Annotated in this window: 3 protein-coding genes and 3 tRNA genes; 5 read left to right on the top strand and 1 reads right to left on the bottom strand. The window is 55.9% G+C overall.

From position 1 onward, the window contains the following. Positions 1-166: 166 nt before the first annotated feature. Positions 167-454 carry a GNAT family N-acetyltransferase gene (locus tag PAN31117_RS27910; RefSeq protein WP_150740869.1) on the bottom strand — a complete coding sequence of 96 codons (288 nt, stop codon included), beginning with the start codon at positions 452-454 and terminating at the stop codon, positions 167-169. A 418-nt stretch (positions 455-872) separates the two neighbouring features. Here PAN31117_RS27910 and PAN31117_RS26850 point away from each other — a divergent pair, with 418 nt between their 5' ends. From PAN31117_RS26850 to PAN31117_RS26830, 5 genes are all read left to right on the top strand, one after another. Continuing rightward, a complete protein-coding gene (locus PAN31117_RS26850) occupies positions 873-1,685 on the top strand; it encodes a glycosyltransferase family 25 protein (protein ID WP_150740868.1) in 813 nt (270 codons plus the stop codon). A 162-nt stretch (positions 1,686-1,847) separates the two neighbouring features. Next, positions 1,848-1,933: transfer RNA gene (locus PAN31117_RS26845), tRNA-Tyr, on the top strand. A gap of 75 nt (positions 1,934-2,008) precedes the next feature. After that, positions 2,009-2,082: transfer RNA gene (locus PAN31117_RS26840), tRNA-Gly, on the top strand. 31 nt (positions 2,083-2,113) lie between these two features. After that, positions 2,114-2,188: transfer RNA gene (locus tag PAN31117_RS26835), tRNA-Thr, on the top strand. A 72-nt stretch (positions 2,189-2,260) separates the two neighbouring features. Next, on the top strand, positions 2,261-2,646 hold a 386-nt coding region (locus tag PAN31117_RS26830), incomplete at its 3' end, for a GTP-binding protein (RefSeq protein ID WP_246189276.1).

The following is a 2,646-nucleotide window of genomic DNA, read 5'->3' as shown; positions in this document are numbered from 1 at the left end:
AAAACCCCTTGCTACAGCAGTAGCAAGGGGTTTTTGCTTTGCAGCGACGCTTTCATCGGTGCCTCACAGGCCGAATCTGACGCATTGCCCGCTGAAACCATGCTTGGAAAGTCGCGTAAGACGACCGGGACTTGATAAATGATCGTTACGCTCCCCTGTCAGTCGGTCAATCAAGCTTGCAGTGCTTCCTGTACACCACGACGCGCTCCATTTCCGTGAACCCGAGTGCTTGGTGGATCATCTGGGCCTCGGTGTTGTTGATCTGCGTGTCGGACGCGAAGTCAGCGCATCCATGCGATATCCCCCATTGCTCGACGGACGTACATAAGGCGCTTGAGACACCTATACGTCGAGACAACGGGCTAACGTAGATGCCCGATGGGGACTTGATCCATTCTTCCAGAGGATTCGACGCTCGAATGCCGGCCGGTGCCCTTACGTTGATCAATGCCATCGCTCGAGCAACTGCTCGGGCGCTGCGCCGCAGAGCAGTCGATAAGGTCAATGAGATTGATGGCATCTGGTGTGCCGGATGGTCCGGGCGATCAGCTGGCTTAACGAGTCTCAGCGCGACGCCGCTCTTTGGCGAAGCGTGCAGAGTTCACTGAAGCGATTCAAACAATTCATCCTGACGTCAACCAACGCTAGTCTTGCGCTCGTCCCTGTTGAGCGGTGCCAGCCCGGAGCTCGTTGGAAGGCTTATCCGCCCGCCTTGCCGCGCCTTTCTTCACGGAAACTGACCGTTCGCGAAGAGCACTTGAAGAGCGGAGGGGAAACCGCTCAGTTCGTATAAGACGACTCTGAAAGCGCATGACTAAGTGGGCTGTTCGACATATTTGCGGTTTATTCTGTCTTCCGTTTCAGACAGCAATATGAGCACATCGTATTCTCGACGCCGTGCTTATGTAGATCACAAAAAAATGAACCAGATGTGCGTCCCGGGGTTGCGTCTTCCTCCTGTAATCGTCGTGTCGTTAATCGACAGCCACGAGCGTCGTGCTCATATCACTGCGCAGCTGACCAAAGCGAGCGTCCCATTCAGATTCTTCGATGCGCAGCGCATTGACCAATATCCGGTGACGTACGACGAGGTGACTCGCCTCAAAATGTATTCCAGCCACCTCACGCTCGGAGAGGTGGGCTGCTATGACAGCCACTATCGCATCTGGGAAGCGCTGGCGCGATCTAATGACGATATCTGGTGTGTCCTGGAAGACGACGTCAAACTGACGTCCGATTTCCCTGAGCGTCTTGCCGTGGCGCTGGACGTCTCGATTCACTGGGGGATCATGAGGCTAAAGAGCGGTGGGGATTCCGGGCGTTGGAAGGTGTGTGAGCTCCCGGATGGCGGCATCCTCCATGACCACCGCAAGCAGCCTGGTGGCACTCAGGGCTACCTAATCCGCCGCGACGCCGCGTTAGCTCTATTGGACTACGCCAAACGGATGATTCATCCGGTCGACGACATGCTGAACCGCAATTGGGAGCACGGCATCCGCATGATCTCCATGCCGCCCGACATCGTTGTGGACGTGGGTGATGATCTCGGTACCACGATCGTCGGCCGCCAAAAGGCGAAACGTAGCCTCGCGCAAAAGCTGCGGCGAGAATTTCACATGGGGAGAGACTGCCTGAACAGCCACATGGACGTCTGGCGTAGGCGATTGTTAGCAGGCGCTCGCTGACAGCCTTTCGTCGATTCCCTGAAATTCAAGATAACCCAATAAATCAAAGAGTTGCCGCGTTCTCTTGAATTTTTCTGAGCCGCAGGCATAGAAACTGCATATTTAATGCGTGGAAGGTGTTGACAAGGCAGGGCGACATCTCCATAATTGCAAATTCTCTGCGGAGGGGTGCCCGAGTGGCTAAAGGGGGCAGACTGTAAATCTGTTGGCTTACGCCTACGTTGGTTCGAATCCAACCTCCTCCACCAGAATGCGGAAGTGATGAGCGCCGGAAACATAAGTTCTCCGGCGCTTGTTACCAAGTGGCGAGAGTCGAAATCCAAGCGGGTGTAGCTCAATGGTAGAGCAGAAGCCTTCCAAGCTTATGACGAGGGTTCGATTCCCTTCACCCGCTCCAGGTGACGCGCAGAAGCAGTAGTACAGGATTCGCCCATGTGGCTCAGTGGTAGAGCACTCCCTTGGTAAGGGAGAGGTCGGCAGTTCGATCCTGCCCATGGGCACCAAAAGATAGTGTGAAGCGCGGCAATCAACATGCCGAGCAACCTCGGCAATAGATAACCCGTTAGGAGTCGGAAATGGCAAAGGAAAAATTCGAGCGGACTAAGCCGCACGTGAACGTCGGTACCATTGGCCACGTTGACCATGGCAAGACCACCCTGACGGCTGCTATCGCAACGGTTCTGTCGGCCAAGTTCGGCGGCGAAGCCAAGAAGTACGACGAAATCGACGCAGCGCCGGAAGAAAAGGCACGCGGCATTACCATCAACACGGCACACATCGAGTACGAAACGGCTACGCGCCACTACGCACACGTTGACTGCCCGGGCCACGCCGACTACGTCAAGAACATGATTACCGGTGCTGCCCAGATGGACGGCGCTATTCTGGTTTGCTCGGCTGCTGACGGCCCGATGCCGCAAACGCGTGAGCACATCCTGCTCGCCCGTCAGGTCGGTGTGCC

It is taken from the genome of Pandoraea anapnoica, assembly GCF_902459765.1.
In the GTDB taxonomy this organism is placed as follows: domain Bacteria; phylum Pseudomonadota; class Gammaproteobacteria; order Burkholderiales; family Burkholderiaceae; genus Pandoraea; species Pandoraea anapnoica.
Note: the sequence above shows the minus strand (reverse complement) of the source record. Positions and strands in the feature narration are given on the sequence as shown.

What these genes read in the sequence shown, in the direction of transcription:
- PAN31117_RS27910 (WP_150740869.1), bottom strand. Translation starts at nt 454, where the DNA reads ATGGCATTGATCAACGTAAGGGCACCGGCCGGCATTCGAGCGTCGAAT.
- PAN31117_RS26850 (WP_150740868.1), top strand. Translation starts at nt 873, where the DNA reads ATGAGCACATCGTATTCTCGACGCCGTGCTTATGTAGATCACAAAAAA.